This window comes from Methylobacterium sp. CM6244, from assembly GCF_054817885.1.
In genome coordinates, this window is the sequence record NZ_CM139247.1 from 2,019,806 (window position 1) to 2,046,291 (window position 26,486).

The 26,486-nt window shown below is 63.5% G+C and carries 26 protein-coding genes and 1 tRNA gene; 15 read left to right on the plus strand and 12 right to left on the minus strand.

Going from position 1 to position 26,486, the window contains the following annotated elements; all coding sequences use genetic code 11:
• Positions 1 to 62: 62 nt before the first annotated feature.
• The gene (locus ACYQML_RS09345) at positions 63 to 2,888 is read right to left on the minus strand and encodes an ATP-binding protein (protein WP_461235383.1); all 2,826 of its coding nucleotides are present in this window, start codon (positions 2,886 to 2,888) and stop codon (positions 63 to 65) included.
• Positions 2,889 to 3,207: 319 nt separating this feature from the next.
• Here ACYQML_RS09345 and ACYQML_RS09350 point away from each other — a divergent pair, with 319 nt between their 5' ends.
• From ACYQML_RS09350 to ACYQML_RS09365, 4 genes are all read left to right on the plus strand, one after another.
• Entirely contained in the window at positions 3,208 to 3,696 is a 489-nt protein-coding gene (locus tag ACYQML_RS09350; RefSeq protein ID WP_027172066.1) for a phasin, read from the plus strand.
• Positions 3,697 to 3,965: 269 nt separating this feature from the next.
• On the plus strand, positions 3,966 to 4,226 hold the full coding sequence (locus ACYQML_RS09355; protein WP_056432191.1) for a DUF2798 domain-containing protein: 261 nt from the start codon (positions 3,966 to 3,968) through the stop codon (positions 4,224 to 4,226).
• 237 nt (positions 4,227 to 4,463) lie between these two features.
• Positions 4,464 to 4,631 carry a hypothetical protein gene (locus ACYQML_RS09360; protein WP_187273350.1) on the plus strand — a complete coding sequence of 56 codons (168 nt, stop codon included), beginning with the start codon at positions 4,464 to 4,466 and terminating at the stop codon, positions 4,629 to 4,631.
• 141 nt (positions 4,632 to 4,772) lie between these two features.
• Complete coding sequence (locus ACYQML_RS09365; protein ID WP_207410340.1) at positions 4,773 to 5,102, plus strand: hypothetical protein; 330 nt, start codon at positions 4,773 to 4,775, stop codon at positions 5,100 to 5,102.
• A gap of 72 nt (positions 5,103 to 5,174) precedes the next feature.
• Here ACYQML_RS09365 and ACYQML_RS09370 read toward each other — a convergent pair whose 3' ends face one another.
• From ACYQML_RS09370 to ACYQML_RS09395, 6 genes are all read right to left on the minus strand, one after another.
• On the minus strand, positions 5,175 to 5,828 hold the full coding sequence (locus ACYQML_RS09370) for a L,D-transpeptidase (protein ID WP_207410342.1): 654 nt from the start codon (positions 5,826 to 5,828) through the stop codon (positions 5,175 to 5,177).
• 110 nt (positions 5,829 to 5,938) lie between these two features.
• Entirely contained in the window at positions 5,939 to 6,745 is an 807-nt protein-coding gene (locus ACYQML_RS09375; protein ID WP_056432473.1) for a transglutaminase-like domain-containing protein, read from the minus strand.
• A gap of 72 nt (positions 6,746 to 6,817) precedes the next feature.
• Positions 6,818 to 7,738 (minus strand): transglutaminase family protein, encoded by a 921-nt coding sequence (locus ACYQML_RS09380; RefSeq protein ID WP_461235384.1) that lies wholly within the window; start codon positions 7,736 to 7,738, stop codon positions 6,818 to 6,820.
• 216 nt (positions 7,739 to 7,954) lie between these two features.
• Complete coding sequence (locus ACYQML_RS09385; RefSeq protein WP_461235700.1) at positions 7,955 to 8,476, minus strand: response regulator; 522 nt, start codon at positions 8,474 to 8,476, stop codon at positions 7,955 to 7,957.
• Positions 8,477 to 8,777: 301 nt separating this feature from the next.
• On the minus strand, positions 8,778 to 9,923 hold the full coding sequence (locus ACYQML_RS09390) for a transglycosylase SLT domain-containing protein (protein ID WP_056432198.1): 1,146 nt from the start codon (positions 9,921 to 9,923) through the stop codon (positions 8,778 to 8,780).
• Positions 9,924 to 10,269: 346 nt separating this feature from the next.
• Positions 10,270 to 10,346: transfer RNA gene (locus tag ACYQML_RS09395), tRNA-His, on the minus strand.
• Positions 10,347 to 10,535: 189 nt separating this feature from the next.
• Between ACYQML_RS09395 and ACYQML_RS09400 the strand changes: the two genes are divergently transcribed.
• Complete coding sequence (locus tag ACYQML_RS09400; protein WP_311274151.1) at positions 10,536 to 12,413, plus strand: chloride channel protein; 1,878 nt, start codon at positions 10,536 to 10,538, stop codon at positions 12,411 to 12,413.
• A 203-nt stretch (positions 12,414 to 12,616) separates the two neighbouring features.
• Here the strand turns inward: ACYQML_RS09400 and ACYQML_RS09405 are convergent, their stop codons facing one another.
• Positions 12,617 to 13,978 carry an MFS family transporter gene (locus tag ACYQML_RS09405; protein WP_056432202.1) on the minus strand — a complete coding sequence of 454 codons (1,362 nt, stop codon included), beginning with the start codon at positions 13,976 to 13,978 and terminating at the stop codon, positions 12,617 to 12,619.
• Between the two features lie 416 nt (positions 13,979 to 14,394).
• On the opposite strand from ACYQML_RS09405, the gene ACYQML_RS09410 reads away from it, so the two are divergent.
• From ACYQML_RS09410 to ACYQML_RS09420, 3 genes are read left to right on the plus strand one after another with little or no spacing between them, the layout of a single operon-like run.
• Positions 14,395 to 14,832 carry a hypothetical protein gene (locus tag ACYQML_RS09410; RefSeq protein ID WP_461235385.1) on the plus strand — a complete coding sequence of 146 codons (438 nt, stop codon included), beginning with the start codon at positions 14,395 to 14,397 and terminating at the stop codon, positions 14,830 to 14,832.
• A 3-nt stretch (positions 14,833 to 14,835) separates the two neighbouring features.
• A complete protein-coding gene (locus ACYQML_RS09415; protein ID WP_461235386.1) occupies positions 14,836 to 15,033 on the plus strand; it encodes a hypothetical protein in 198 nt (65 codons plus the stop codon).
• A gap of 2 nt (positions 15,034 to 15,035) precedes the next feature.
• Positions 15,036 to 15,197 carry a DUF1236 domain-containing protein gene (locus tag ACYQML_RS09420; RefSeq protein WP_348646056.1) on the plus strand — a complete coding sequence of 54 codons (162 nt, stop codon included), beginning with the start codon at positions 15,036 to 15,038 and terminating at the stop codon, positions 15,195 to 15,197.
• Positions 15,198 to 15,771: 574 nt separating this feature from the next.
• On the opposite strand, the gene hrcA is transcribed toward ACYQML_RS09420, so the two are convergent.
• Positions 15,772 to 16,866, minus strand: coding sequence for a heat-inducible transcriptional repressor HrcA (hrcA, locus tag ACYQML_RS09425; protein ID WP_056432208.1), 1,095 nt, complete (start codon positions 16,864 to 16,866; stop codon positions 15,772 to 15,774).
• 220 nt (positions 16,867 to 17,086) lie between these two features.
• Here hrcA and ACYQML_RS09430 point away from each other — a divergent pair, with 220 nt between their 5' ends.
• Positions 17,087 to 18,028 (plus strand): glutaminase, encoded by a 942-nt coding sequence (locus ACYQML_RS09430; protein WP_461235387.1) that lies wholly within the window; start codon positions 17,087 to 17,089, stop codon positions 18,026 to 18,028.
• A 195-nt stretch (positions 18,029 to 18,223) separates the two neighbouring features.
• Here the strand turns inward: ACYQML_RS09430 and ACYQML_RS09435 are convergent, their stop codons facing one another.
• Positions 18,224 to 19,264: a glutamine synthetase beta-grasp domain-containing protein gene (locus ACYQML_RS09435; protein ID WP_056432213.1), complete on the minus strand. Its 1,041-nt coding sequence runs from the start codon at positions 19,262 to 19,264 to the stop codon at positions 18,224 to 18,226.
• Positions 19,265 to 19,755: 491 nt separating this feature from the next.
• On the opposite strand from ACYQML_RS09435, the gene ACYQML_RS09440 reads away from it, so the two are divergent.
• From ACYQML_RS09440 to hemW, 4 genes are all read left to right on the plus strand, one after another.
• Complete coding sequence (locus tag ACYQML_RS09440) at positions 19,756 to 20,076, plus strand: hypothetical protein (protein WP_056432217.1); 321 nt, start codon at positions 19,756 to 19,758, stop codon at positions 20,074 to 20,076.
• 122 nt (positions 20,077 to 20,198) lie between these two features.
• Positions 20,199 to 20,912 carry a ribonuclease PH gene (gene rph / locus ACYQML_RS09445; protein WP_056432220.1) on the plus strand — a complete coding sequence of 238 codons (714 nt, stop codon included), beginning with the start codon at positions 20,199 to 20,201 and terminating at the stop codon, positions 20,910 to 20,912.
• Positions 20,909 to 21,544, plus strand: a complete 636-nt coding sequence (gene rdgB / locus ACYQML_RS09450) for an RdgB/HAM1 family non-canonical purine NTP pyrophosphatase (RefSeq protein ID WP_461235388.1) — start codon at positions 20,909 to 20,911, stop codon at positions 21,542 to 21,544. Before rph ends, rdgB begins: the two co-directional genes overlap by 4 nt.
• A 196-nt stretch (positions 21,545 to 21,740) precedes the next feature.
• A complete protein-coding gene (gene hemW / locus ACYQML_RS09455) occupies positions 21,741 to 22,919 on the plus strand; it encodes a radical SAM family heme chaperone HemW (protein ID WP_461235389.1) in 1,179 nt (392 codons plus the stop codon).
• A 111-nt stretch (positions 22,920 to 23,030) separates the two neighbouring features.
• Here the strand turns inward: hemW and ACYQML_RS09460 are convergent, their stop codons facing one another.
• Positions 23,031 to 24,221, minus strand: coding sequence for a penicillin-binding protein activator (locus ACYQML_RS09460; protein WP_461235701.1), 1,191 nt, complete (start codon positions 24,219 to 24,221; stop codon positions 23,031 to 23,033).
• Positions 24,222 to 24,411: 190 nt separating this feature from the next.
• Here ACYQML_RS09460 and rsmI point away from each other — a divergent pair, with 190 nt between their 5' ends.
• On the plus strand, positions 24,412 to 25,374 hold the full coding sequence (gene rsmI / locus ACYQML_RS09465; RefSeq protein ID WP_461235390.1) for a 16S rRNA (cytidine(1402)-2'-O)-methyltransferase: 963 nt from the start codon (positions 24,412 to 24,414) through the stop codon (positions 25,372 to 25,374).
• Positions 25,361 to 25,753: a YraN family protein gene (locus ACYQML_RS09470; RefSeq protein WP_461235391.1), complete on the plus strand. Its 393-nt coding sequence runs from the start codon at positions 25,361 to 25,363 to the stop codon at positions 25,751 to 25,753. The genes rsmI and ACYQML_RS09470 overlap by 14 nt, the downstream gene beginning before the upstream one ends.
• 166 nt (positions 25,754 to 25,919) lie before the next feature.
• Here the strand turns inward: ACYQML_RS09470 and ACYQML_RS09475 are convergent, their stop codons facing one another.
• Positions 25,920 to 26,309, minus strand: a complete 390-nt coding sequence (locus ACYQML_RS09475; protein ID WP_056432242.1) for a response regulator — start codon at positions 26,307 to 26,309, stop codon at positions 25,920 to 25,922.
• Positions 26,310 to 26,486 lie beyond the last annotated feature (177 nt).

Sequence of the window (26,486 nt, forward strand, 5' to 3'; positions counted from 1 at the left end):
GTCGTGCCGGTCCACCATGCCTGATGCGTTTCCGCCAGACGAGCCCGGGCTCGCCACGCTGATCACGCCGTTCTGACCGCCGCCTGCGGTGGAAACAGCATTTCCACCAGGGTGCCTTCATCCTTCCGGCTCTCGATGCGGAAGCGGCCATGATTGGCCTCGACGAGCGCCTTCGTGAGCGGCAGACCGAGGCCGGTTCCGGTGCTTCGTCCGTCCGCACGTCCCCTGGCCGAGGCCGCCACGGCGATCTGACGGAACGGTTCGAGGGCGGTCTCTACCTCGTCGGGGGTCATCCCGATTCCAGTGTCGCGGACCCTGAGGGCGATCTCGCCACGATCCGCCATGGTGGTGGAGACGATGACCTGTCCGCCAGCCTCGGTGAAGGCGATGGCGTTGGCGATGATATTGAGCGCAGCCTGCCGTACCGAGCGCTCGTCCGCGACCAGCATCGGCAGGTCGTCGGAGAAACTCGTCCGTACGACGATTCGATCGCGCATCGCCTGCGGCTGCAGCATCGCGACGCAATGGGTGACGACGTCGTTGAGGGGGACCTCAACGAAGCTCAGGTCGAGGCGGCCGGCTTCGATCTTTGCAAGGTCGAGCAGGTCGTTGACGAGACTGAGGACGTGCGTTCCTGAAGCGTGGATGTCGCCCAGATAGTCGCGGTAGCGCTCGTGGCCAACCGGACCGAACGGTTCGGCTAGCATCATATCGGCGAAGCCGAGGATGCCGTTCATCGGCGTGCGGATCTCGTGGCTGATCCGGGCGAGGAAATCCGATTTGCGTGCGCTGGCATATTCCGCAGCCTGCCGTGCGTTCGACGTTTCCGCTTCGATACGTCTGGTGGCGCGAACGTCCCGCACGGTCATGACCATGCGGCCGTCGTCCCGACCGGCGAGGGGGGTCACCTTGATCAGCAGCGGAGACATGCCGGCGGCGGTGCGACCGATCACATCCGGGGTCGCTTGCGCGAGGACGGTTTGCCCCGAACCGGCTATGCCATGGACGCTGGCGAGCACTGCTACCGCGCTTTCCGCTGCGAACAGGCTGAGGATGGCGGCACCGACGACTTCGCGCGGGTCGAGGCCGAAGGTCGTTGCCGCGCTGCGGTTGAGCCCGATGATCCGCCCATTCCGGTCGAGGGTGATGACTCCGTCATCGAGGCTGTCGAGAACGGCCTGCGCATCGGCGGCTCGGGCTCCCGCGAAGGCGTCGGCGATCTGCAGGGCAACGCGCTCACGGCCAGGCTCACCGGCAACGGCGTCGCGGATGAGGAGAAGGTGAGCCGGTGCGCCGCGCCAATCGAGCTCGGAGGCCTGCATGTCGACGCTCAGGCGGTGCCCCGAGGCGGCGGTGAGGATGGCGGGTGTGCCGTTGATCTTCCGCTCGTGCGGGACGAGGCCGCCGAACAGCTTGCCGATGCCGCCCGATGCCGCCAGTTCGGCCAGATCGGCGAAGCCCGCCATCGCCAGCAGGTGGCTGTTGGCGAACAGGACGCTGTCGCCGCGATAGACCATCACGCCGCCGGGCACCCGCTCCAGCGTCGCGCTGACGGCGGCATTGGGGTCTTCCGATGCAGGCTCCGCGAACCGCGTCATCGCCGTGGGAAACGGAGTCACAGAACCGCCGGTGGCGCGCTCGTCGCCGGTCCTGGCCTCCGAAACCTCATCGTCGGGCGTGCTATCGCCGGCGAAGCGCGCGCCCAGGGCCCGCGCGATTTCGCGGAACGCCGCATGTTCGTTGCTGGACAAATGCGGGTCGTGCAACGGTGTCCAGGCGTCTTCGTCAGTCGTCGGGGGCTCTGTTCCGTTCGCAGACCGTTCGGTCGTTTCTTCCCCTGACGGCTCCACGTTGAGGAGGGCGAGGGAGGAATCTCCTTCCGCAGCAGCGGACGGATCATCACCGATCGTCGCAAAAGCGGGTTCCGCCACGGGCAGAGCGGATGTTTCTTCGTTTCTCGCCGAGTCCGTTTTTCTCGCCGAGTCCGTTTTTCTCGCTAAGTCCATGGCGCTGAGCTCCATGGCCGTTGGCGTCACAGCCTCGGCAGTATCGGCAGATGCTCCATCATCGGGCTCCACCTCCGATACAGGCTGATCGCCAGGATGCAGGTCGGTGATGATGTCCGCATGTTCTGGGCTCACCGACCCACTCTCCGATGAAGCGGTCGAAGACCGCACCATGGCGAAGCCGTTGAACCCGGTGAACTCGGCTGCCCCGCGTTGGATCGGCGTACCGGATATGTCGAGATCCATCGCGCCCGGCATGCCATCGGCCTGCAGCGTGACGGAAATTGCACGAAAGGTCCGGCGCTGGGCCAACGCCTGCAGGAGCCCTTCCGCGTCGAGCAGCGTGCGCGTGTGTGATAGCGCAGCCCAGGTCCTTCCGATCAGTACGGGTTTGACTGCGGCGGCGGCGGGGCCGGAAATGTCCGTGAGCCTGTCCTCGGCGTCGCTTTTCCAGGTTACGCGCCCAGTCCGCACCGCGCGGCTGTCCAATGGTGCGGACGTGTCTTCGAAGGCGGAAGGACGCGGCTCAGGTGCTGCCGACGGATCGGCCTGTGCGCGCTCCTGTTCGCCTGCGCCTTTCTGGGGCAAGGCTCGGTGGCCCGGCAGGCGATCGAGAACCGCCACGATCACACAATTACGACCCGACGCATCCTTGGTCCGCAAAGCAAGGCAGGTCGTGGCCTGTCCGAGACGCCGCGTGTCGAATCGCAGCTTCATCAGCGATGGCCGATCCAGCGGCAGGGCGCGCGGACGAATTTGTTCGCCCATGCGAATCGCGTCGTCGATCCGGCCCGATTCGTCGTCGCTCAGAGACTGCGCAAGGCCATCCGCCGTCGAAGCCAGCAGGATTCGCTCCGCCGTACCGTCGAGCACAAGCCACACCGCGTCTGGGCCGCTCAGGCGAGCGCCAAACCGCGAATCACCGCTCCAGTGTCTCATAAGGTCGCCGAGGTCCGGTTCAGGGCCGGATATCGGTTCTTCAGCCCGTCTTTCGAACATTCGTACCCGTTTCGCGTGACACGTGAGTGATTCGCACCCTTTTTTAACCGCAACGCGCCGCGGATGTAGACACCAAGCGCCGCCGATGCGCGTTTACCTTTTGTCATCCTTAATGCCGTGATCGAGGGTGGCATAGAGCGGGCGCTGTGTTATTGTGCAGCGCACAACAAACGATCAACAAGCAAGTTCAGAGGAGACGGACATGAGCAACACCCCGAACTATGAAGTGCCCGCTGAAATGCGCGATTTCGCTGAGAAGAGCGTCGATCAGGCTCGTAAGGCCTTCGACTCATTCATTGGCGCCGCTCGTCGCACCGCCGACACGGTCCAGGGTTCGGCCGACACGGCCCGTACCAGTGCACATGACGTCTCCGCGCGCGGCTTCGAGTTCGCCGAGCAGAACGTGAATGCCGCCTTCGACCTCGCCCAGAAGCTCGTTCGCTCGCGCGACTTGCAGGAAGCCATGCAGCATCAGGCTGAGTTCGTCCGCAGCCAGTTCGCCGCGATCCAGGCCCAGGCCAAGGAGTTCGGTGGCTTGGCGCAGAGTGCAATGCAGCAAGGCGCCGAGAAGGCCAAGGCAGCGATGCAGGAGACGGCTGAGAACACCCGCAAGGCGATGGAGCAGGGCACCGAGGCCGCTCGCAAGGCCGGCGCCGATGCCGAGCAAGCCATTCGCAACGCCAATTCCTGATATTTTCGAAATGCGACGGATCTGATCCGTCCGATGATAGAGGCCCGCCCCGCCCTCACGGTGAGGCGGGCCTTATTGTTTTTCTGAAGATGGACGCGATGACCCGGCTCGATATTCGGCTATTGACGCTCCCGGCCAAGCTGCCCTAGTCAAGTTTCGCCGCGCCAAGCGCGTGCCGTAAGCGTCTGACGTCAAGCAACGCATTTTCCGATCCGTCTTCCGGTCGGTGTCAGCGCTGCCCCGGATTGCGGTACAGACGTCGGGTTTTCATGAACCGCCTGCAATCGTTCAGCCTCCGCGGATGCCTGCCGCCGAGCAGTCAGTGGCTCATCATGCCGCTGGTGCTCTCGCTGCTGATGACGCTCGTCGTCTCGGCGATCTCCACCTACAAGACCTTGGGGGCCGATGCGGCTTTCCTCGAGCATTGGCCGCCGGCCTGGGCTTTGTCCTGGGTGGTGGCGTTCCCGACGCTTCTCCTCGTCCTGCCCCTAGTCCGCCGGATCGTCGGGTTCCTGGTCAGGCCCGCCTGATGCGTGCCGTGCCCGTCCCGGATTTCGAATGTGCGGCTCGATGAGTCGCTCCCAACGATGATCCGAGCATAAGCAGCGAGGGCGGAGGCAGGTTCTCAGACGAGCCGGCACGGCATATGAAACTGCCGTATCGCTCCTGAGACCATGTCCAGGACGGTGCGGCAGTCCTGCTCGACAGTCTCAAGTCACCAACGCTTAGGATGGCCACGCAGCGGAGATCGGGAGGAAGGGGGATCGATGACCATCAAGCCGGGTGATTACGTGGGGTCTGACGACAACGAGGCGACAATGACCGTCGTCGAGATCGTGGACGACAAGGCCCTGTGCCGCTGGTTCGTGGATGGCGACGTCGACGGCGACGAACTGGAAGCGTGGCTGCCGATCGCCTCCCTCACGGTTCTTTGAAAGGCCCTCAATCGCCGGTGCCGTAGTCCCGTCGGCGACGGCAGCGAACGACGTGCGACACGACGCTTGCACCGCGACGGCCGGTCTCCTAACCCTGGCGCCCCGCCCGGATTTCGGGCTCGTCGAAGAGGGCGAACCTTCATGCGACCTGCTTTTTCGCGCGCCGCCCAGCGTTTCGGCCTGTTGGCCCTCGCTCTGGCCGGTGTGCTATCCGCTGGCGCCGCCAGCGCCCAGTATGACGACGGCTACTACCGCCCCGCGCCCCGGCGCGACTATTACGAGGATCGCGGGCCCCCGCCCCGCCGGGCCGTCGGCTTGAACTGCGATGCTGTCCAGTCGGGAATCAGCGGCCTGCAGCCCTATTCCTGCCCGCTGCCCGGACCTCGTCCCCTCGGGGCGCGCTGTTTCTGCGACATGCCGATCGCGTCCTTCAGTTCACCGCAGACTGCGGTTGGACGTGTCGTCCCGTAAGGGTCGAACCGGAAAGAAACAACGCCGCGCCATCCTGGGATGACGCGGCGTTGTTCTGCAGAGACGTGGAATTCAGTTGAGGACGACGACCTTGGCGCCTACTTTCACGCGCTCGTAAAGGTCGGTGACGTCGTCATTGGTCATCCGGATACAACCTGACGAAACTGCCTGACCGATCGTGTCGGGCTCGTTGGATCCGTGGATCCGGTACTCCGTATTGCCGATATACATGGCGCGGGCGCCCAGAGGGTTCTCCACACCACCCGCCATGTAGCGCGGCAGGTCGGGGCGGCGGGCGATCATTGCGGCCGGGGGCGTCCATGACGGCCATTCGCGCTTGGCGGTAACGGTTTTCGTGCCTGACCAAGTGAAGCCGGGACGACCGACGCCAACGCCGTAGCGGATAGCTTCACCGTTCGGCAGAACGAAGTAGAGACGCCGTTCAGCGGTCGAGACGACGATCGTGCCAGGCTTGTATGCGCCGCGGAAGGTTACGATCTCGCGGGGGATTGGTGAGACCTGGGCCTGCGGAGCTGCTTGCGCGCCCTGACCGACGGTGCCCTGATAGCCATAAGGGTCGTAGGAGGGCTGGCTGTACTCGGTCTCGGGATAGTAATCGTCGCCCCCCGTTCCGAACGGATCGTAGGAGGAGGCGGCGAGAACGGGGGTGGAAGCGAGGATGCAAGCACCCATCATGCCTGCAAAAGCGGTCGCCAACGTCTTCATGGTCGGATGCCTTACCTGTGCGGTAACCTTTGCTATACAAGCGTAGGCGTAGGCGCGTGGTTCCACCCCCGGTCGCAGATTTCGCGTCTCGTTAACGTGAGCTTATGAATTTAGTACACCTCGTCCGTATGCACGTCGAAACGGGCAAGGTGCGAATAACCAAAGTTGGTGGTGATCGCGACATCAGTGGCATCGCGACCGCGCGCCATGACGATGCGGCCGATCCGCGGTGTATTGTGACGGGCGTCGAATGTGTACCAGCGCCCGTCCAGATACACTTCGAACCATGCCGAAAAATCCATCGGGTCCGGCACGGGCGGGATGCCGATATCGCCGAGATATCCGGTGCAGTAGCGCGCCGGGATGTTCATGCATCGGCAGAAAGCAACCGCCAGATGGGCGAAGTCGCGGCAGACGCCCTGGCGCTGCATGAAACCGTCCCAGGCCGTGCGCGTGGCATCGGCCAGCATGTAGTCGAACCGGATGCGGTCGTGAACGTAGTCGCAGATCGCCTGGACCCTCGACCAGCCAGGCATTGTCCCTCCGAAGAGGGACCAGGCCGTCTCAGACAGCTTGTCGGTGTCGCAATAGCGGCTACCGAGGAGATAGACGAGGACATCGCTCGGCAGGTTCTGTACGTCGATCTGTTGCGCATGCGGAGCGTATTCGTCCGGCAATCCGGAATCGTAAACGGTAAAATCGGCCGAGATGTCGAGACGGCCAACCGGAGTGACGATGCGCGTGCAGATGTTGTCGTAGACGTCCCGATATTCCTGGAAAGGTATCGGCGGGTTGAAGCTGATGACGTGTGGGGTCATCACATCCGGCATGCGTGATGGATGCACGCTCAGTTCAAGAATCATGGGCGTCGGCTGAACCGATTCGAAGGCGATGTCGAACCCAGTCCTGATCTTCATCGTATTGGCCCCATGTCTGAAAAAATATGATTTGAACCCAGCCGCCATCTGATGGCAGCGGAATGAACGTCATCAACGCACCACCATCGCATCGGGTGTACGCTGCTCAAGGGAACTGAGTTCGACTTCATCGACCTCGACGCTCACGGACATGCCGAGATCGTCCGCGGGAAACCCGAAGAAGGAGCCGTGCAACGGCACCGCCTGCCGCGGATCGCGGGCGACGGCGACGCGGATGAGGTCGCGATTGCCGACGATGCCGTTGGTGGGATCGAACTCGATCCAGCCCGCGCCGGGCAGGTAGACCTGAACCCAGGCATGGGTCGAGCCACCGCCCACATGGCGGTTGCGGTCACCGCGCGGATTGTAGAGGTAGCCGGAGACGAAGCGGGCGGCCATGCCAAGCGCGCGCACGGCCTCGATCATCAGTACCGCGAAATCGCGGCAGCTTCCGCGCTTGAGGCGCAGGGTTGTGACGGGGTCCTGAACGCCTTTCTCCGAGCGCGCGAGATAGGCGAAGTTGCGCCGGACATGGCGCGTCATGTCGGCCAGTAGATCCTGCGTGCCGATGCGACCCGCAGGCGGAACGAAGCTACGCGCCCAGGCATCGACCTCGTTCTTCGGATCGCGATGTTCCCGCTCGATGGAGCGGCTGAGATCCGGCATATCGTCGGCGCCGTAGCCGAAAGGGTAGTAGGCCGCATGCGGCGCGATCGGAAATTCCGGTGCGAGCTCGGGTGTGTGATCGAGGGTGATCGAGCATTCGAAGGTCAGGGTGGAGGCGCGACCCTGGAATGTCGCCACGGCGACGCAATTTCCGAACACGTCGTGCAACCACCGCAGAGACGACGGCTCGGGCGTGATCTTCAGCGTCGCGGCGATCAGGCGCTGGTCATAGCTGTCGCGCGGACGAAACATGATCCGGTGTTCGCCCAAGCCGACGGGCTGGCGGTACCGGTAGGTCGTAATGTGACGGACGGATAGGATCGGCACGTTCACAGGCTCCGCAGCACCGGTCGGTACCACTCTCTTGGATCGATGCAATGCAAGAGGTGCGCCCAACGTCATGGCGGCCCGTGATGTCGCCTTCACGGCACAGGAGTATTGGCCTGAATATCACCGCTGGGGCAATGCTCCTTGAGCTGGTTCGATAGCGATCGTCATCAAAGTGAAAGCGGCCCTGGCCGATTCATCCGCGGTGGGCAGAGTTCAGGGCACTGGCGGAGGAGGATTGCTGGTTGCGTGCTCGGCTTCCACCAACACATCCTGGGGGCGCCAGGGTTTGGGGATGAAGACCACCCTTTCCGGCAATGCGTCCGGTCGCGGAGCACGTCGGCCGGATGTGACCACCATCCTCGCCGTAGGCCACAGCATCGCGACGGCACGCGCCAGTTGCAGGCCGTCCATGACGCCCGACAGCTGGATATCGGCAAAGACCAGAGCGACATCACCGCCCCTGTCCCGCATCACGGCCAGAGCCTCTTCCGCCGTAGCGCAGCCGATAGCATCGAGCTCAGTCTCGTCCAGCAGGGCGACTGCCAAGCCTTGTGTCGATGCGTCATCCTCGACCACGAGGGCGAGGCGGCCGGATTTACGAATCGGCGCGGAGATAACGGGATCGGGCTCAGGCATGGCTTCCGGCTGGTGGACCTGACGAACGAGGGCAGCCAAGTTCTCCGGAATGCCCTCGGCGATCAGGTCGTCATAGAAGGACGCGAGGGCTTCGCCGATTTGGTCGAGGGCGAGGCCAGGCGCGAGCGTATCGTTGCCTGCGCGCTTTTTCGGAACATCCTTGAAAGGAGTAGGCGAACGATTGTTCGACGGGCCTTTCGGATCGAGCACGTCATCCCTCCGGTTTTCGTCATCTGCATGGTGCCGCCGCGTGCGGCCCCAAGCTCAACGTGGGGACTCAGGCGTCAGTTGCTCCCATGGCGCAACAAGGGTTGGGCCGATGGCGAATCGATCCGGGAAATGCGATTGCTGGGGGGCAGGACCGACGGCGAGATCGGCGCATAAATGCGGTTAAGCGCGGTCACTCCACCGAGGCGTCGGCATAGGCCATGACGCCCGAGAGAGAGCGGACATCGCGGTAGCGAGCACCACGAGTGCTCATCATCGTCTCGAACTTCTCATGAACCTGGGCCACCGACAGGCTCGCTGCCTTGCGGCGACCGCGTTGGGCCGCAAAGAAGATGGAACGGTTGGCGCGCGCCGGGCCCGGCAGCATCTGGGCGGCCGCGGATGTCGGCTTGTCGACGACGGTAGCGAGGAACTCCTCGGCATCGTCGGGACCGAGGAAGTGGGCGAGGTACACTTCGCCCAGGGTCAGCTCGCGGCCGATACGCAGGGAGATTCGCGCCGCGTCGCGTTTCAGCATCTCACCTGCCATCAGTGCGGCGAGATAGGGGTCACGCCGCAATTCGAGGATGCGGGTCCGCTCGGCGGCATCTGCCACGCTCGGCTTGCCGTTATCGCCGGAGACCACGAGGGCCGCTTCCTGCGTCAGGCCGTATTTCGCTCCGAAGTCGCGCACAACACCGAGCCAGGTGCGCTCGATGAACTGGAATAGGCCGGTCGCCGAGGACGTCTTGGCCTGCACTTCGGTGATGAAGCTCGACTCTTTGTCGGCTACCGCCATCAGCAGGACGGGGTCGGTCTGTACGGCCTGCGCAGCGCGGACGATCTTCTGCACCAAGTGGCGGCGAATCTTCATCGGTCCGAATTCGAGGATATCGTTCGGGTCGCCGACAGCGCTTTCGGTCAACAGGTAATCGTAGGAGACACGATCGACGGCATTGGAGCCAATTTCGGTGTCGAGGTCGTGGACGGGGGCAAAGGCTGAGGATGACGTGAGTACGGTGGGTGGAGCTTCTAGAACTCCCGGGACCGCCGACTGAATTCTGGGCTTCGGCATCGACAGCTCGGTCATCGCCTGAGCCGATTGTACCACGGCGCCGAAGCCACTGGTGCCGGTACCGTTGAGAACGACGGCGCTCAGGCCTCCCGCGACCAGCATCATGGCCAGAACGGAGCGGGTGAGGGCGGGGCGGCTCCCATGGTCGTGTCCGACCCGATTCTTGAGCGTCAGCGCATCGGATGAAGTTGCCGCATCACCGCCAGCGCCGAAGCGGCGCGAGGGAGGGGTAACTCGTGATGATCCGACCTTCTGAACCCGCATCTGATCGACTCGTCTCCGTGTGGTGGCGCACATCGGCATTTACGAGGACAGTTGTGGCGACAAAACGGCTAGGCTCGTGATCATCCCGTGGCGTCGATGGCCACTTTGCGGCAGCTTAGCCATTACGAGCCTTTACCGTCCGCATGCGACAGGGTCGGACGGAAGACACCAGCAACCACCGGGCATTCACGACAACATTGCATAGGAACTGATCTAGCAAGAACGGCGCTGCCGTAATCGGGCGATACGCATCATTCTAGGCAGGCAAGGCCAAGCTGGGAGCTTTTAGAAACAGCTGCCAATTCTTAGCCTGCAAGGCGTCGCCAAAGACGCCAGGATAGTCGAATGGTACCACTGCCCCGGCTCGAACGGGGGACCTCTTGATCCACAATCAAGCGCTCTAACCAACTGAGCTACAGCGGCACTCGGGCTGCGATGTATCCTGAGGCTGCGGGCATTTCAAGCGTTAGAGACGCAAGGAATGCAGAATGGGGAAAACTCTTCGCCCCATCGATGCCGCCGGACGTGGAAATTCGGTCGACGGACCTTGCACCCCACCCCTAAGGTGCCGCGGTCTTCGTACCCCTTTCGTGCCAATCCCCCCGTCGGTCGATGAACTCAGAAACCGCGCCGCGCCGTGGATCTCCCGCCGGCCAGCTGCTGGTCCACGTGCCAAGCCGATTGCGTGCCCTGGTGCGCGGCAGCGAAGCCGGGCTCGTGGCGCTGGCCGCCTGCGTCGGCGCGATCGCCGGGATCGCAGTCTCGGCCATGAGTCTCGCGACGCAGGGCCTGCGCGAGATCCTCTATCGATTACCGCACGGCGCCCGTCTCAGCGCTTCGACGGATGTGGCCCCGATCCTCATTCTGGTCGGCCCGGCCGTCGGCGGTCTCATCCTCGGCCTGATCGCCCTGGGCTTGGCTCGTCGCCGAGGCAGCCCGCAGCAGCCGATCGTCGATCCCATCGAGGCCAATGCCCTGCATGGCGGGCGGCTCTCGCTGAAGGGGTCGGCTGCCGTGGCGGCGCAAAATGTGATCTCGAACGGCAGCGGTGCATCGGTCGGTCTTGAGGCGGGCTATACCCAGATCTGCGCCGGCATCGCCTCGCGTCTCGGCCTCTCCTTTGAAATGCGTCGCTCGGATCTACGTACCCTAGTGGGTTGTGGTTCGGCCGCCGCCATCGCCGCTGCCTTCGGGGCGCCGCTCACGGGGGCATTCTATGCGTTCGAACTCATCATCGGCACCTATTCCATCGCCACTCTCACACCGGTGGTCGTCTCGGCCCTGTGCGGTAGCCTCGTCGCCAAGGCGCTCGTAACGCAGAGTCCCCTGGTGACTGCCAACGGTTTCGATGTCCTGACGACGAGGGCGGTCTCCGGAATCGATACGCTACCGAGCCTCGCTCTTGGTTTCGCGTGCGCTGGGCTCGGAATTCTGATCATGCGTGGTGTCACCCTAGTCGAGCAGGGTGTGCGGGCGACCCGCCTGCCGGCCTTCCTCGCCCCCGCCATCGGCGGTCTCTGCGTTGGCGTCCTGGCCCTAGCTGTCTCCCCGCAGATACTTTCCGGTGGGCACGGAGCGCTCCATCTCCATCTCGACACCAACATGCCTGCCATGGGGGTCGGTGCTCTGGCGCTGCTGTTCGTGGCGAAGGCCTCGGCCTCGGCGATCTCGATCGGCTCGGGTTTTCGCGGCGGCTTGTTCTTCGCTTCGCTGTTTCTCGGCGCTCTGGCGGGCAAGCTCTTTGCCGCGCTGATGGCGGAGGCAATCCCGGCCCTTTCCGGCGTTCATGGACTATCCGGCCTGGAGGGACTCACCTTCTTCGCTCTCACACCGCTGGCTTATGCGGTGATCGGCATGAGCGCCCTGGCGGTGGCAGTCATCGGCGGCCCGCTTACGATGACATTCCTCGCCCTCGAGCTCACCGGCAGCTTTCCGATCACCGGCCTCGTACTGGTGGCGGTGATCGCCTCGTCGATGACCGTGCGGAAGACCTTCGGCTATTCCTTTGCCACCTGGCGCTTCCACCTTCGCGGCGAAAGCATCCGTAGCGCGCATGATATCGGCTGGATCAGGTCACTCACCGTTGGGGCGCTCATGCGTCGCGAGGTCGAAACCGTGCCGGTCGATATGAAGCTCTGCGATTTCCTTGCGGCTCATCCCCTCGGCTCGCCGTCCCGCGTTGTGATGGTGGATAAGGAAGGGCGCTACGCCGGAATCGTGCTGGTGCCCGAGGCTCATGCCCTGGTGACGGCCGATAGCGAGGCCAGTCTCATCGAGGCCATGCGCTATACAGACGTGTTCCTCACCGCCGGCATGAATGCCAAACAGGCAGCCTCGGCCTTCGACAGCGCGGAGAGCGAAGCTCTGGCGGTGGTGGACGATCCGGTCTCGCGTCGGGTGATCGGGCTGCTCACCGAGAGCCACACCCTCAAGCGCTACAGCGAGGAACTCGACCGGCAGCGACGAGCGATCATGGGCGACGCTGCGTGAAACTGATCCAGTTCCTCGCTGCAAGTCTCGGCCATGCGGATGCGAAGGGCCAAATCACGCACATGCCCGACTGACTCGCACTGCATCGGAAATAGTCACCGACGATATCACCCGAACCGGATCACGGTTGCTGTGCGGCACTTATGTAGACGCACGCGGCGAGCGAACACCGCGTGCGTTTGACCTTTCGACAGAGCGGCAATTTAGGCGGGCAGCGCCCGGCGTGACTTGCGCATCAGCGCCTCTTCCACCGTGCCGTCACCGTCGAGATAACCGTGGCGCTTGGGGTTCGGCATGATCAGCGAGCCGATGAAGGCGATGGCGAGCATCGCCGTGACGTACCAGAAGAAGCTGCTTTCCGAGCCGATCTGCTTTAAATACAGGGCTACCGCCTCCGCCGTGCCACCGAAGATCGAGTTCGCTACCGCGTAGGAGAGGCCGACCCCCAGCGCCCGGACCTGGGTCGGGAACAGCTCTGCTTTCACAATGCCGCTGATGCCCGTGTAGAAGCTGATCACCGTGAGGCCGATCATGATCAGACCGAACGAGAGGTAGGGGTTCGTAGTGGAGCCGATCGCCGTCATTAGCGGCACCACCATCAGCGTGCCGAGCCCGCTATAGAGCAGCATGTTGGTCTTGCGGCCGATCCTATCCGAAAGCCAGCCGAAGAAGGGCTGGATCACCATGTAGACGAGGAGCGCCGCAGTGGAGATCTGCGATGCGGTGATCTTGTCGATATGCGCCGTGTTGAAGAGATATTTCGGCATATAGGTGGTGAAAGTATAGAAGCTCAAGGAGCCGCCGGCGGTGTAGGCGAGTACCACGCAGAACGCCCGCCAATGCTTGAAAAGGGCCGAAAAGGTCCCCGATTCCTTCGAGGCCATGTCCTCTTTGGTCGCCGTCTCCGCGAGCGACGAACGTAGGAACAGCGCCACCACGGCCGCCATCGCACCGATGAAGAACGGGATGCGCCAGCCCCAGGCAGTGAGCTGCTGGGCGGTGAGGAAGCTCTGCAGAATGATCAGCACCAGCGAGGCCAGAAGCTGTCCGCCGATTAGGGTAACGTACTGGAACGAGGCGAAGAATCCACGCTGACCCTTCAGGGCGACCTCGCTCATGTAGGTGGCGCTGGTGCCGTACTCGCCGCCCACGGAAAGGCCCTGGATCATACGTGCGAGCAAGAGCAGGGCGGGAGCCCAGTGCCCCACGCTGGCATAGGTCGGTAGCACGGCGATCATGAGCGATCCGCCGCACATCATCAGCACCGAGATCATCATCGAGGTCTTGCGGCCAAGGCGATCGGCGATACGGCCGAACAACCAACCACCGATGGGGCGCATGAAGAATCCGACCGCGAACACGGCGGCGGATTTCAGGAGCTGACTGGTATCGTCGCCTTCGGGAAAGAAGACCGGCGCAAAGTAGAGGGCAAAGAAGGCGTAGCAATAAAAGTCGAACCACTCGACGAGATTACCCGACGACGAGCCCACGATGGCGAATATCCGCCGACGGCGGTCTTCCGGATCGTCAGGCTTCGAAGGATCGATCGCGATAGCGTCGGACATGGGCACTCCCTACCATCCTTGTCGGAGCCCTACCTGGGCCTCTTGGTCGGCGACGTTAAGCGGCGATGGAGAATTCACAAGCGCCTCAACGCGGCTTTCCTACAGCAGGCTGCAAATGTCATCCATTCCCTCATCCCCATCGCCCTTCCCGCCATGGCAAAGGTACGTCATCGTCTTCTCCAAGTGGAAATACTTGGAAGTCCGTTACCGTGAAGCTCGGGCTTAAGTTGCCTGTGCAGTGTGATGACGACGTGGGAAGTAGTTTTAAATCGCGGAACGGTTTTGGCAGTCTTTCCGTTTCGGCTTCGCGTCGGCGCCGCGTGGCGTCAGCAATCAACCAAGAGATGGACTGACTGACATGAGCAAGCTCTTGCGGAGTACGGTGACGGCTGCCGTTCTCGTCGTCGGTGCGGCGAGTGCTTTCGCCCAAGGTGGGCCTGGAGCAGGTGGCGGTGCGGGTGGCGGCGCAGCGGCAGGCGCCGGTGCGCCCGGCGGTGGCGCAGGTGGTGCCGGATCGGCTGGTGGCGCCGGTGGCGGCGGAGCCGAGCGTGGTGGAGCCGCAGGTGGTATGGAACGCGGTGGTGCCTCGGGGGATCGCGGCGGCCCTGCGGGTGAGCGCGGTGGCGCGGCTGGAATGGAGCGAGGCGGTGATGCTGGCGGCGAACGAAATGGCCGCATGGAGCAGGGCGAACGCCCGAGTGCTGGCAGCAGGAGCGATCCCGCAGCCCGGCCGGATCGAGACGGCAAGTCTGATCGAGACGGCAAGTCTGACCGAGACGGCAAGGCTGAGCGAGACGGCAGGGCCGATCGTGATGAGCGGATGGACGGAAGCGGCAAGGCCGATCGCGGCCTGAAGGATGGCAAAGCGGATCGTGGCGAGAGGAGCGACAGCGACCGGGGTGATCGAGCCGGGCGTCGAGATCGTGCGGGCCGAGGCGATAGCGGCGCCGTGCGCGGGGCTTATGGCCGACTGGGTGCTCCGCAGCGTACAGAATTTCGCCAGAGCGTACTTCGTCGCGGGATCCCCCGTCTTGCCGCTGGTGCTTTCGCTCTGACGGTGGGGACCGCAATCGCCCGAAGCTACACTCTCTACGACCTGCCGCCTGACATCGTGCAGATCGTGCCCGAATACGAAGATTACCGATACGTACTTGTCGACGACGACATCGTCATCGTCGACCCGGACACCTATGAGATTGTGGACGTCATCCGCGGTTGATCTTCATCTGTGGTGTCCTCGAGGGGAACTTCCTCTGGCGAAGCGCATACGCTGTCGAATTGTGAACCGTAGCGCGTGATGCTTTGCCGGATCGAAGTGGTGACGTGAGAACAGAGTCCAGGCTCCGGACAAGCTGTCATCAGCGATCCGGAGCCTGGATGTTTCAGGCAAGGGCTTATGTTTGGTCCGCGTATCAAACGACCTGCGAGGTTGGGCCTCTTCCTCTTACTAAACTCTGCAGCGCCGCATGAGTGCAACAGGCTAGGTTGAGAACGTCATTCTCAGGCTGCGCCTGACGCGTGCGCTTGGCGAGATCACAGCGAGGTGAAAGACTGAGACTTCTATGCGAGTGATCGCAGCGAGTTTCGCTTTCCGGCAGGAGGGCAGCTAAGTCAGGGCCTTTCAGCAGGCCTTTGGCTACTCATGTGCCGAGCTTCGAATAAAGGTCGCCAGTGTCTCGACATTAATCCCCGAAGCCGGGGCGTCGTCGGCCATTGGTTCAGTTTCCTTCAAGTCGTGGCAGAGCTTTCTTGGAGAAGCGAAGTCTTGTCCGGTGAGATGAACGCAATGACGCTCAGCGCCCGTTGCGGTCGAGCATCTTCGAGACTACCCGAGCAGTGTAATCCACCATCGGCACGATCCGCGCGTAGTTAAGTCTCGTCGGGCCGATGACACCAACGACGCCGACGATTTTCTGAGAACCGTCCCGGAAAGGTGCGGCGATCATCGACGAGCCGGAAAGCGAGAACAGTTTATTCTCCGAGCCGATGAAGATGCGCACTCCTTCTCCACCCTCGGCGCGGGAGAGCAGTTCGATCACATCCTTTTGCGTTTCAAGGTCGTTGAAGAGTAGGCGGATGCGTTCGAGATCCTCCACCGCGCGCAGGTCGTCGAGAAGGTTGGCTTGGCCGCGCACGATTAATTGACGTGCGTCGGACGGCCCGACGGTGGTGGCTAGGCCCGCATCCACCAGGCGCTCGGTAATGACGTCCAGTTCGCGCTTCATCGCCTCGCGGCCGGCCTCGATCTCGGCGCGCAAGCCTCCCAGTGTGCGTCCATGAAGGCGGGCATTGAGGTAGTTGGAGGCTTCCTGCAGGGCGCTGGCCGGAAGGCCCGGGGGCAGATCCAGGAGGCGGTTCTCCACCGAACCGTCATCCGACACCAGTACGACGAGGGCGCGGGCTGGATCGAGCCGGACGAATTCGATGTGTTTCAGGTGCACGTTTGTCTTGGTGGTGAGCACGACGCCTGCTCCCCGGGAAATTCCGGACAGCAGCGTCGAGGCCTCGGCCAAGGCGCTTTCGAATGTGTGGCCAGATGCGGCGGCACGCATTTGGGCCTCGATCCGCTCCTGCTCCTCGCGCCCGACATCGCCGATCTCCAGCATGGCATCGACAAAGAAGCGCAGGCCCATTTCCGTCGGAAGTCGGCCGGCGGATGTGTGAGGCGCGAAGATCAGGCCAGAATGCTCCAGATCCGCCATGACATTGCGGATCGAGGCCGGCGACAGCGCCATGGGCAGGATGCGTGCGAGGTTGCGGGATCCTACAGGTTCGCCCGTCGTGAGGTAGCTCTCCACGATCTGTCGAAAGATCTCGCGTGTGCGCTCGTTTAGAGCCGCGAGGGGCTGGAGCTGCTGAGAAGAGAAGGGGCGGGGGCGATCGTTCAATGGGTTCTTCCTGAGCGGCGATTGTGTCCGGCTCTGCCCTCGCGCACAACCTCTAGGCCCGCGGCATCGACGTTGTTCTCCGGCAATCCGCTTCGTCCAAAAGGAATGCCCTTTGCGTCGCGGTGCGGCCGGCCGCGAAACTCCGCCATCTGTCGGATGGCGCCGTGGCGGAGGCATGCGGGTTCCGTCTTGGCTCGCATCGATACCCGTTTCCTCGCAGATGAGCGACGCCGTGCCCGACCTTGATACCGTCGTCAGAGAAATCGCCGAGGAGATGGCTGACCGGCCAGACCGAGGTGAGGTCGCCACCTACATCCCGGAACTCGCCCGTGTCGATCCGAAGGCCTTCGGAATTGTCGTCATCGATGCTGACGGGCATGTGGCGGCAGGAGGTGACAGCGACACTTCATTCTCGATCCAAAGCATCTCTAAGGTGTTCACGCTGACTCTGGCCCTCGGCATGGCGGGAGATCGGCTCTGGCGCCGAGTCGGTCGCGAGCCGTCCGGCAGTCCTTTCAACTCCATTGTCCAGCTCGAGCGTGAGCGCGGCATCCCCCGCAATCCGTTCATCAATGCCGGTGCCATCGCGGTGACCGACACGATACTGTCGGGCCACCAGCCCCGGGAAGCGCTCGGTGAAATCCTGCGCTTCATGCAGTTCCTCGCCCAGGACCCGACCATTACCATTGACGACGCGGTGGCCGCCTCCGAGCTGCGCACGGGTTTCCGTAATATCGCGCTTGCCAACTACATGAAATCCTTCGGCAATATCGATAACCCGGTCGATTTCACCCTGGGTGTTTATTTCCATCATTGCGCCATCGGCATGTCGTGCCGGCAGCTAGCCACGGCGAGCCGCTTCCTCGCTCATTCCGGCCGCAACCCTCTCACCGGGCATTCCGTGGTCTCTCCGGAGCGCGCCAAGCGTATCAACGCAGTCATGCTGACTTGCGGTCACTACGACGGGTCCGGCGAATTCGCTTATCGTGTTGGCCTTCCCGGCAAAAGTGGCGTCGGCGGCGGAATTATCGCGGTGGCCCCCGAAAAAGCGTCGATCGCGGTATGGTCGCCGGGCCTCGACGCATCTGGTAATTCGCATCTCGGCCGGATCGCCCTCGAGATGCTCACTCGGCGCCTTGGCTGGTCGATCTTCGGCGCGTGAACTCAGTAGGGACGGTAATCCCCTACGCCCCATCGTAATGTAGGCGAAAAGAAGCGTGTTGCACCGAGGTAGCCAAGCGACTTGTTCATTGAGACCCGCTTGCCTTCCAAATGAGCAAAAAAGAATGCCTGCCGCAGACCCTGCGACAGGCATCGATTATAATTGGCGCAAAAGCCTTAATTGTCTGCCTAATATTTAGGCGGCCGCTTTCGCCTCGTCGGCGGTTGAAACCGTCGCGATCGTCTTCAGGATCTGCGAGGCGATCTGGTAGGGGTCCCCCTGGCTGTTGGGACGGCGGTCTTCCAAGTAGCCCTTATACTCATTGTTGACGAAGCTGTGGGGCACCCGGATCGAGGCACCACGATCGGCGACGCCATAGCTGAACTCGTTGATCGCAGCGGTCTCGTGCTTGCCGGTCAACCGCATGTGGTTGTCAGGCCCGTAGACCGCGATGTGGTCGTCCAGGTTTTCCTTGAACGCTGCCATGAGCGCTTCGAAATAGGCCTTGCCGCCCACCGTGCGCAGGTGCTCCGTAGAGAAGTTCGCGTGCATGCCGGAGCCGTTCCAATCCGTCGCACCGAGCGGCTTGCAATGGTACTCGACATCGATCTCGTAGGTCTCGCACAGGCGCTGGAGAAGGTAGCGAGCGACCCACATCTCGTCGGCGGCTTTCTTGGAACCCTTGCCGAAGATCTGGAATTCCCACTGGCCCTTGGCCACCTCGGCGTTGATGCCCTCGTGGTTGATACCGGCATCGAGGCACAGGTCGAGATGTTCCTCGACGATCTTGCGAGCGATGCTGCCGACTTCCTTATAGCCGACGCCACAATAATAGGGACCCTGCGGGGCAGGGTAGCCGGTGGCGGGGAAGCCGAGGGGGCGTCCGTCCTTGTAGAAGAAATACTCTTGCTCGAAGCCGAACCAGGCGCCGTCATCATCGAGGATGGTTGCGCGCTTGTTCGAGACGTGCGGGGTGACGCCGTCCGGCATCATCACTTCACAGAGAACGAGGACGCCATTCTTGCGAGTGCTATCGGGGAAGTGGCGCACAGGCTTCAGCATACAGTCGGAGCTGCCGCCCTCGGCCTGCATCGTCGAGCTGCCATCGAAGCCCCACAGCGGAAGCTGCTCAAGGGTCGGGAAGCCATCGAATTCCTTGATCTGGGTCTTGCCACGCAGGTTCGGCACCGGCGTGTATCCATCGAGCCATAGATACTCGAGCTTATATTTCGTCATTTCGAGCCTCTCGTACCTCAAGCGATCCGACAGCCGGGTTTCCCCTCACATCGTTCGCGGCCGTTCGTAGCCGGATTCGCCGTTAGCATATCTCATGCCAATGACTTGCACGGACGGTTGATGGCTGTGCGTTCCGCGGAGAGCGTGGCCGATGAGAGATAGTGACATGGCAGGGACGACGGTCTGGAACATGCCGGCTACCTGCCAACCTGAATCACCCAAGTGGGAGAAAAACGAGTTCGGGTCATGATTCTAACGGGCGTCTACAGACGATCACCGCTCGCTCATTCCGGTGCATTCTGTCGAGCGAGGATGGAGGCTCGACGAATTTAAAGGAATAAAAGCCTTATTCTGATCGGCCTATGCTTAATCCCGAAAAAAAAATTTATAATCTCCCCAGGTCGTGCGTCGTTTTTCGTCGAACATGCGTTGCACCGCATCCGCACCCAGCGGTCGACGAAACAAACATCTGTCAAACGGAGCCCGTCCTGATGAAGAACCCAACCCTGTCCGCCATGGCGAAGACCTTCGCCATCGTGGTCGCCCTGGTGGGCGCGATGATCCTGGGAACGCCCCGTGGTGCTGAAGCCGCGCCGATGGCGGTATCCAGCGAAGTCGCCGGCGCGGCGAACGCGGCCGCCACCGAGGTTCAATACGGCGGCGGACACTGGCGCCACCACGGCCGGCATCATCGCCGCCATTTCGGCCATCATCGCGGTCGTCATTTCGGCCATCATTACGGTCGTCGCTTCGGTCATCACCATCACCGCCGCCATTTCGGTCATCATCATCGCCGCTTCTATCGCTACTGAGGCCCGAGTTTGGGGTGCGCCGCGAGGCGCGCCCCTACCTTACGTCGCTGCGCTTGCCGGTAGCCGAACCGCGGCCTAAGAGCCCGGACGACCATCCCGGAACCCGACCAAGGAGAGTGCCCATGCGGCCCTCGAAGCGCGCGAACGACGAATTGCGCAACGTGACTCTGGAGCGCTCCGTCGCCCGTTATGCCGAGGGTTCGTGCCTCGTGACGTTCGGTCAAACGAAAGTTCTTTGCACCGCCTCCCTCGAAGAGCGCGGTCCGCCATGGCTGCGCGGCTCGGGAAAGGGCTGGGTCACCGCCGAGTACTCCATGCTCCCCCGCGCTACCCATGAACGCACCCGCCGCGAGGTAAATTCCGGCAAGCCCTCCGGACGGACGCAGGAGATCCAACGGCTGATTGGCCGCTCGCTCCGCGCCGTCACCAATCTTCCCGCCATCGGCGAGCGCCAGATCACCGTGGATTGCGATGTGATTCAAGCGGATGGCGGCACTCGCACTGCCGCGATCACGGGCGCTTGGATCGCCCTGCATGATTGTTTCACCTGGATGCGCGGGCGCTCCATCATTTCCGTCGATCCCCTACGTGAGCATGTCGCCGCCATTTCCTGCGGCATCTACAAAGGCACCCCCGTGTTGGATCTCGAATACGCCGAGGATTCGGCCGCCGAGACCGATGCGAACTTCGTCATGACCGGCTCCGGCGGCCTCGTGGAGGTGCAGGGCACCGCCGAGGGAAAGCCCTTTTCGGAAGCCGAACTCATCGAGTTGCTGCGCCTAGCCCGCGGCGGCGTCGAGCAACTCGTCGCCCTTCAGAAGCAGGCGATCGCATGAGCGCGCCGCGCATTCTCACCGGGCGAGTTGTCATCGCCACTCATAATGGCGGCAAGCTCGTGGAGATGCGTGAGCTGCTGATGCCCTTCGGTGTCGAGGCCGTCTCTGCCGGCGAACTCGGCTTGCCGGAGCCCGAGGAGACCGGGACGATGTTCGCGGAGAACGCAGCGATCAAGGCTATCGCTGCGGCGCAGGCTTCGGGCCTGCCCGCCTTCGCTGACGATTCCGGACTTTGCGTCAACGCCCTCGATGGCGCACCCGGACTGTTCTCCGCCCGCTGGGCGGGGTCGAGCAAAGACTTCTCCAGTGCGATGGCTCGCATCGCGGCCGAGCTCGATAAGCGCGGAGCCACGACCCGCCGGGCTCATTTTGTCTCGGCCCTCGTCATCGCTTGGCCCGATGGCCACACCGAAACGTTCGAAGGCCGCGTCTTCGGCGATCTTGTAGAGCCGCGCGGCTCACAAGGCTTTGGCTACGACCCGATGTTCCTGCCCGACGGCTACGACCGAACCTTCGGTGAGATCTCCTCAGAGGAGAAGCACGGTGTCGATTGGCAGAGCGGAAATGCGCTGTCGCACCGGGCACGGGCCTTCGTGCTGCTGGCCCAAAGTTGCCTGCAGCGTCCGGTCTGACCGGTCTCGTCTAGATTGAGATTGGATGACCCTGATCTCAGTCGTGCCGACGGGAGCAGGTGGATTCATCGACGGCCGCAACGGTCTCTCACCGAGACCTTCTTGTGGCGGATGAATCCAAGAAGGGGGCGTAGGCTGAGCGCGGGATGTCTCCGGGACCATTGCCAAAACTGTTATCCGCGCGCACATCCGTTGAATGACCGACTCTTCAGGACCGGACCACCCGACCCGCGACGCCGGGTTCGGAATCTATGTCCATTGGCCTTTCTGCGCTTCGAAATGCCCCTATTGCGACTTCAATAGCCATGTCCGCCATGCCCCGGTGGATGAAGGACGTTTCCTGGCGGCATTCCGGACCGAGATCGCCCATGTCGCGGCGCGCGTTCCGGGCCGCACGGTTTCCAGCATCTTCCTCGGCGGCGGCACGCCGTCCCTCATGCAGCCGTCAACCGTGGCGGGGCTTCTCGAGGCCATTGACGATGCCTGGGGGGCGGCCCCCGATATCGAGGTCACGCTGGAGGCCAATCCCACGAGCGTCGAGGCCGGTCGCTTTCGCGGCTATCGGGCCGCGGGGGTGAACCGTGTCTCGCTCGGTGTCCAAGCCATGGACGACATCTCCCTGAAAGCGCTGGGGCGCCTCCATACGGCCGCGGAGGCAATGTCGGCGGTGCAGACGGCGGCTGCCCACTTCGAACGCTACTCCTTCGATCTCATCTATGCGCGGCCGAACCAGAGCGCATCGGCGTGGCGGGCCGAGTTGAAGGAGGCCATCGCGCGGGCGGCTGAGCACCTGTCCCTCTACCAACTCACCATCGAGCCCGGCACGCCGTTCTTCGGCCTGCATGCGGCCGGCAAGCTTGTCCCACCGGACAACGACATGGCGAGGGCACTCTATGATGTGACGCAAGAGGTATGCGACGCCGCGGGCCTCCCATCCTACGAGATTTCCAATCACGCTCGCCCCGGCGCGCAATCGCGTCATAACCTCCTGTACTGGCGCTACGGCGAGTATGCCGGCATCGGTCCAGGCGCGCATGGCCGGCTTGTGACGGAAGAAGGGCGGATGGGCACCGTCACTGAGCGGGCGCCGGAGGCGTGGCTTGCTCAGGTCGAGCGCAACGGTCATGGCATCATCGAGACCGAAGCACTCTCATGTGCCGACCAGGGCGATGAGTTCCTTATGATGGGTCTGCGCCTCAAGGAGGGCGTCGACCCCGACCGTTACGCGATGCTGAAAGGCCGTCCCATCGATGCGGCGCGTGTCGAGGCTCTGATCGGCGACGGGCTCGTCACCCGCCTGGACGGAGGCCGCATCGCCGCGACCCCGCGCGGTGCGCCGGTCCTCAACGCCGTGGTGGCGGAACTCGCTGCCTGATGCTGGCCCCCGTCCGCTTGCTCATGATCTATCACATTGACCAGGGTGCATGGCCGGCCAGTGCTACCTTCTGCGCAGCCTTTCTCGACTATACTTGACGCGCAAGCCGGATCAGGTGCCAGAGGGGCCGAGCGTGCGCGGGGCCGGGCTCACGATAGCCGGTGCGCCGCTGCGGATTTCGTAGATGGCTAGAGCCCTATCGCTTACCCCCTCCGGCCGGAAGCGGAAGGTGCCGTCGATCCCCGAGAAGCCGGCCTGCGTCGTCAGCGTCGCGTCGGCGAAGCGCTGAGATCCATATTGCCGCGACAGCGCTGCCATGAGCGAGACAGCGTCGTAGGCCAGCGTCGCCACACGCGGAGGTGCAGAGCCGAACCGCGCCTGATAGCGCTGTGAGAAATCGCTGAATCCCTTCGAATCGGCCGCTGCGAACCAGCCGCCCTGCAGGGCGGGCAAGGCGAAAAGGCGCGGGTCGTTCCACACAGCCGTGCCGATGGGCTTCACTCGGCTGGGAGAAAATCCCGCCTTGGCGAGGGCCGGTGCGACGATGGCCAAGCCTTCCGGGCTTTCCGGCAGGAACAGGGCGTCAGCCTGAGCGCCAGGACCATTGATTAGGCCCGCAAGGCGCGAAATAGCTGGAGCTGGCGCGCCAGGCGCATATCGCTCGATTCCCACCAGCCGAGCACCCTTTCTGGCCACCGCCTCACGGAATTGTGCCTCGACGGCATTGCCGTAGCTGCTCTCGGGAATCAGCGCGGCGAAGGAGCGTCGTCCGGCCGCCACCGCCTCGTCGACTACCCGGTCCACCTCGGTCTGCGGCAGGAAACTGAGGAGATAGACACTGCGTGCCGCGACGCTCGCATCGGTGGAAAAGGCGATGATCGGCTTGCCCGCCGCGCGCGTGACGCCGGCAGCCGCCTGGACATTGGCCGCGAACAGAGGGCCGAGCACCAGTTCGGCGCCCTCGGACAGGGAGGCCTGGGCCGCCTCGCGTGCGCCATCAGGCGATCCGCGATCGTCCTTCACCAGAATCTGCAGGTCGGGCTTTTGGAAATCCTCGACGGCGAGTTCCGCCGCATTGCGGAGGGCCGTTCCGACGGTTGCACCGGGACCGGACAGGGGCAGGATGAGGGCGATCTTGACCGAGCCCGTGCCGATCCTCATCGCGCCCGGTGACGGCGCCTGCGGATCGCCAGCGGCGGCGATATCCGGGTCAGGAGCGGCTTTCGTGGCGCGTGGGCCGCCATCGGGGCCGCCGATGCAGCCGCTGAGCCCCCCGGCGAGCAGAAGAATCGCCACCGCCATCGCCCAAACGGGCATTGCCGGACGGTGGCCCCTTGCAAGGCTTTTCTCCATTGCACGGTACTCCTCGTCGCCGATCCGCATCTCACGCCCGATGCGCGCACGGTTAAAGCCTGGACGACAAAAGTAAATGTCGCGACACCCCCGGTGCAGGCATTCCTCCGGCCCGTGTCCCCGTGGCAATGTCTGCCTCATGACTCAGAGAATCGACAATCGGACGCGCCGCTCCAGGGCGGTCCACGATCCGGCCAAGCCCATCTCGACCTTCACCGCCTTCGGCCTCGCGGCAGAGGCGGAACCGCTCGACCCTGGCCTGCACGTGGTGGCGACCCCGATCGGCAACCTCAAGGATGTGTCGTTCCGCGCGCTCGCGACTCTGGCGGCGGCGGATACGGTGCTCGCCGAAGACACCCGCGTCACCCGCACGCTGTTGATGCATTACGGCATCACGACGCCGCTGGTCGCCTATCACGAGCATTCCAACGCGGCTGTCCGCGAGCGGATGATCGCACGGATGCAGAAAGGCGAAGCCTTGGCCCTGGTCTCGGATGCCGGGACGCCGCTGGTGTCGGATCCGGGTTTCAAGCTTGTCCAGGCTGCGATCGAGGCGGGTATTGCGGTGACGCCTATCCCCGGTCCATCGGCGGTGATGACCGCCATCGTCGCGGCGGGCCTGCCCACCGACCGATTTTTTTTCGAAGGCTTCCTGCCGCAGAAATCCGGTGCCCGGCGCAATCGCCTAGCGGCGCTCGGGCAGATCCCCGGAACACTGGTCCTGTTCGAATCACCCCACCGCCTGCCCGAAATGCTGGTGGATGCCGCCGCGATCCTCGGAGGGAGCCGGCCCGCGGCGGTCGCCCGCGAACTCACCAAGCTCTACGAGACGATCCGGCGCGGCACCCTCGCGACCCTGGCCGAGACCTTCACAGAGGAGGGGGCTCCCAAGGGCGAGGTGGTGGTGGTGATCGGGACCAACCCGGAAGAACCGCCGGAGGAGGAGGTCGAGGCCGGTCTCGATGCGGCAATCGAGGCAGCGCTTTCGCGTCACTCGATTAAGGATGCCGCTGCTCTCGTGGCCGATGCCACCGGCCAGCCCCGCCGGGTCGTCTATGCCCGGGCCCTCGTCCTCGCCAGACGTACCGATGCGGACGTCTAAGCTCCTCGATGCGAAAGGACGGCGGCGCGCCACCTACCTGCGCGGCCAGTCCGGCGAGACCTTGGCCCTCCTCGCCATGATCATGAAAGGCTATCGCCCTCTGGCCCGGCGCTTCAGCGCGAATGGCGGCGAGATCGACCTGGTCCTACGCCGCGGCTACACCGTTGCTTTCGTAGAGGTGAAGGCAAGGGCGAATCTCGAGACTGCCCTGGTCGCTATCGATGCGAAGAAACGTGCCCGGTTTTCCCGCGCCGTGCGTGCCTGGATCACGCGCAATCCCCGCTACGGGGGGATGACGTTCAGGGCGGATGCGGTGTTCGTTGCGCCGAGGACTTGGCCGCGCCATCTCCCCGACGCCTTTACGATCGAGGGACTCTGAGCCGAGAGATAACCCTCCATCCGAGGACGGAGTTGTGTCGTGTCCAGACCCGCCCACGAGCTTGATGGGGCAGGGCTGCAGGCGCCGCTGTACTCTCCGGAAGATCGGTCGCTGCTGACACGAGGCCATCAGCCAAGAACAGCGCCCGAGCGAGGTCGACCGAGGCTTATTTCTTCGCTGCCGCGAGGGCAGCGATCAGGGTGCGCTTCAGATCGGCCTGGCTGAATGGCTTCTGGACCACGAGACGATCACGGAACGGCTCACGAATCCCCGCGCCGCCGTAGCCCGTCGAGAAGACGATGGGCAGGTCGCGCTCGGTGATCGCTTCGGCCACCGGATAGATCGGCTCGCCGGCGACGTTGACGTCGAGGATCGCGACTTCGAAGGTCTCGTTCCGAGCCATTTCCAAAGCCGTCGCAAGACGCGCAGCGGGACCGACTACGGTACACCCGAAGTCGAGCAGCATGTCTTCGAGCAGCATCGAGATGGCCGCTTCGTCCTCCACCACCAGAACCCTGGCGCCGTCGAGGAGAGTGTCGTTCTGTTCAGCACTCACGCTGGGGATTCTTCCCTTCGATTCGTTCCTGCCCGGAACGGTGCCGTCATCCGTAGCCTCGCAGGCTTGCCATCTGTCGGGGTGGCGGGAATGACGTATGGCTCCTGCGGCAACGGTCGAGCCGTCGCCCGTTCCGCTTGGCGTGTCAAGGCGCAGAAAGTGGCCTCGGCGGTTCAG

Excerpts from the sequence above, each read along its gene's own strand:
- ACYQML_RS09435 (WP_056432213.1), bottom strand. The coding sequence starts at position 19,264 with ATGACGAAATATAAGCTCGAGTATCTATGGCTCGATGGATACACGCCG.
- ACYQML_RS09370 (WP_207410342.1), bottom strand. The coding sequence starts at position 5,828 with ATGAAGACGTTGGCGACCGCTTTTGCAGGCATGATGGGTGCTTGCATC.
- ACYQML_RS09365 (WP_207410340.1), top strand. The coding sequence starts at position 4,773 with ATGCGACCTGCTTTTTCGCGCGCCGCCCAGCGTTTCGGCCTGTTGGCC.
- hemW (WP_461235389.1), top strand. The coding sequence starts at position 21,741 with ATGACCGACTCTTCAGGACCGGACCACCCGACCCGCGACGCCGGGTTC.
- ACYQML_RS09350 (WP_027172066.1), top strand. The coding sequence starts at position 3,208 with ATGAGCAACACCCCGAACTATGAAGTGCCCGCTGAAATGCGCGATTTC.
- ACYQML_RS09360 (WP_187273350.1), top strand. The coding sequence starts at position 4,464 with ATGACCATCAAGCCGGGTGATTACGTGGGGTCTGACGACAACGAGGCG.
- ACYQML_RS09415 (WP_461235386.1), top strand. The coding sequence starts at position 14,836 with ATGGCAAAGCGGATCGTGGCGAGAGGAGCGACAGCGACCGGGGTGATC.
- ACYQML_RS09470 (WP_461235391.1), top strand. The coding sequence starts at position 25,361 with ATGCGGACGTCTAAGCTCCTCGATGCGAAAGGACGGCGGCGCGCCACC.
- ACYQML_RS09390 (WP_056432198.1), bottom strand. The coding sequence starts at position 9,923 with ATGCGGGTTCAGAAGGTCGGATCATCACGAGTTACCCCTCCCTCGCGC.
- ACYQML_RS09440 (WP_056432217.1), top strand. The coding sequence starts at position 19,756 with ATGAAGAACCCAACCCTGTCCGCCATGGCGAAGACCTTCGCCATCGTG.
- ACYQML_RS09405 (WP_056432202.1), bottom strand. The coding sequence starts at position 13,978 with ATGTCCGACGCTATCGCGATCGATCCTTCGAAGCCTGACGATCCGGAA.
- ACYQML_RS09400 (WP_311274151.1), top strand. The coding sequence starts at position 10,536 with ATGAACTCAGAAACCGCGCCGCGCCGTGGATCTCCCGCCGGCCAGCTG.
- ACYQML_RS09430 (WP_461235387.1), top strand. The coding sequence starts at position 17,087 with ATGAGCGACGCCGTGCCCGACCTTGATACCGTCGTCAGAGAAATCGCC.
- ACYQML_RS09460 (WP_461235701.1), bottom strand. The coding sequence starts at position 24,221 with ATGGCGGTGGCGATTCTTCTGCTCGCCGGGGGGCTCAGCGGCTGCATC.
- ACYQML_RS09375 (WP_056432473.1), bottom strand. The coding sequence starts at position 6,745 with ATGAAGATCAGGACTGGGTTCGACATCGCCTTCGAATCGGTTCAGCCG.
- ACYQML_RS09355 (WP_056432191.1), top strand. The coding sequence starts at position 3,966 with ATGAACCGCCTGCAATCGTTCAGCCTCCGCGGATGCCTGCCGCCGAGC.
- rph (WP_056432220.1), top strand. The coding sequence starts at position 20,199 with ATGCGGCCCTCGAAGCGCGCGAACGACGAATTGCGCAACGTGACTCTG.
- rdgB (WP_461235388.1), top strand. The coding sequence starts at position 20,909 with ATGAGCGCGCCGCGCATTCTCACCGGGCGAGTTGTCATCGCCACTCAT.
- rsmI (WP_461235390.1), top strand. The coding sequence starts at position 24,412 with ATGACTCAGAGAATCGACAATCGGACGCGCCGCTCCAGGGCGGTCCAC.